This window comes from Terrilactibacillus tamarindi, from assembly GCF_009718825.1.
Classification (GTDB): domain Bacteria; phylum Bacillota; class Bacilli; order Bacillales; family Sporolactobacillaceae; genus Terrilactibacillus; species Terrilactibacillus tamarindi.
This window is the reverse complement of sequence record NZ_WNHB01000045.1, coordinates 1-1,752: the sequence shown is the minus strand read 5'-3', so window position 1 is coordinate 1,752 and position 1,752 is coordinate 1. Positions and strand designations below refer to the sequence as shown.

Below are 1,752 nucleotides of genomic sequence, written 5' to 3'. Positions count from 1 at the left end.
CTAACAATTGACTTATGGATAGAAAATGTATAATGTCAAATTTCTGGATGCTGATAGTAGATTTATATAAGACAAAGGCCTCATTTACCTTTATCTGGTAAATAGAATAGTATAATCGCACATAGGGATCTCCACAGAACTCATGGTGGTTTACCCTCCCATGTCTCACAGAGTCTAAGCTCCAACATTCCTTCGTTCTACCTATCCATGAGGTGGAGGTCGGAAATGCTCCTTTGCTGGGTCTATGCCCGAATGGATTCAATAACACCGACTGCTCCGTGCTTCAATTATTAGCGTTCGAGATCATTCAAAGGGGCTATTTTCTTAATAAAATGCGTTTTAAGATGCCTGTAGTTGATTCTGAAGATGAGGCATATCTTGTATCATTTTCTCTTCACTAAATGCACATTGACGGCGTCCAATGATAAATAAAACGCGAATCAGTTTACTACACAAAGCGACTAATGCTTGTTTTCCTGTTAACGGATTTTCAGTACGATGGCGATAGTATTCATGTAAAGATTTAAAGGCCTGGTTTGTGGCAGCTAAAGGCATAGCGACACGGAACAATAGGGCTCTTAAACGTTTGCGGCCTCTCTTCGTTATCGTTGTCTGACCTTTATGTTTACCAGACTCGTTCTTTCGCAAGTTCAAGCCCGCTAACTTGAGTAATTGGCGTGGATGGTCATATTGCGAAAGGTCACCGACTTCGGCGAAAAAGCCCACCACAGTCATGAGTCCTATCCCCTTAATGTCACTCATTTCTTTAGCACCAGGAATAGTGAGTACCATCTCACATAATTCCTTAGCCAGGCGGTCAATCCGCTCGGATAAATCATCGTACTGTTCCGTTAGAAACCGTAATTCTTCTTTAGCGAATCGGGAACCAATCGTCAATCCTACAGATTGCTTGGCAGCCGATTTGAGTCGTTGAATGCGTTTCAGCCCAACCGCTCGTTTAGCGACTTTCTTGATTTCAAAAAGGATATCTTCATCCTTCATGACCACAATGTCTTGTGGAAGCAAGCTCATTCGTAATACTTGGAGTGCTGCGTTGCCTTCCCAATCCTTAAAGACCGTTAAAAACTCAGGGAAATACCGATCCAGCCAATTGTGCACTTTAGCTTTAACGGCATTTCTGTCTTGAATGAGTTGATCGTACAGCTTTATACCTTGCCTTAATTCGGCATAGATGTCTTCTGGTAATGTTGGCTCAGAGTAGCGACCGTCTTTAATTAGCTGGGCAATGACTTTGGCATCCTTGGTGTCATTCTTTGTCGGAGAATTGTCATCCAGCTCTTTACTCTTTTTCACATGCATCGGATTGACAGTGACAACCTTGATGTCATGTGCTTTTAGGTAATAAGCCAGAGTCATCCAATAATGGCCCGTAGGCTCCATCCCGACAATAACCTTTGACTTTTGGTGGCGTTTCATTAATTCATTTCCCCATTTGATAAGGGTTTGAAAGCCATCCAAATGACTCTTAAAGACAAGACGCTTAGAGAGGTCAATGCCTCTAAAGTCTTGTGCTCGGGCAACGTGTTTGTGTTTAGCAATGTCAACACCTATGATCAATGTTTCTTCAGTGATTTGAGAGATTTTTCGATTTTGGTTATAATTCATATATGAGTCCTCCTTGGTATTCAAATTAGAGGTCATTGCATTGACACTCCGTACTATACCAAGAGGGCTCTTTTCTGTACAATCCGAAAAACCTTCATTATGCCTCATTTTCTTTAATACAGGAAT

Annotated in this window: 1 protein-coding gene; it reads right to left on the bottom strand. The window is 41.6% G+C overall.

The annotated features are described in order from the left end of the window. Positions 1-339: 339 nt before the first annotated feature. Positions 340-1,626 carry an IS110 family RNA-guided transposase gene (locus tag GMB86_RS15240; RefSeq protein ID WP_155221389.1) on the bottom strand — a complete coding sequence of 429 codons (1,287 nt, stop codon included), beginning with the start codon at positions 1,624-1,626 and terminating at the stop codon, positions 340-342. Positions 1,627-1,752 lie beyond the last annotated feature (126 nt).

Excerpts from the sequence above, each read along its gene's own strand:
- GMB86_RS15240 (WP_155221389.1), bottom strand. The coding sequence starts at position 1,626 with ATGAATTATAACCAAAATCGAAAAATCTCTCAAATCACTGAAGAAACA.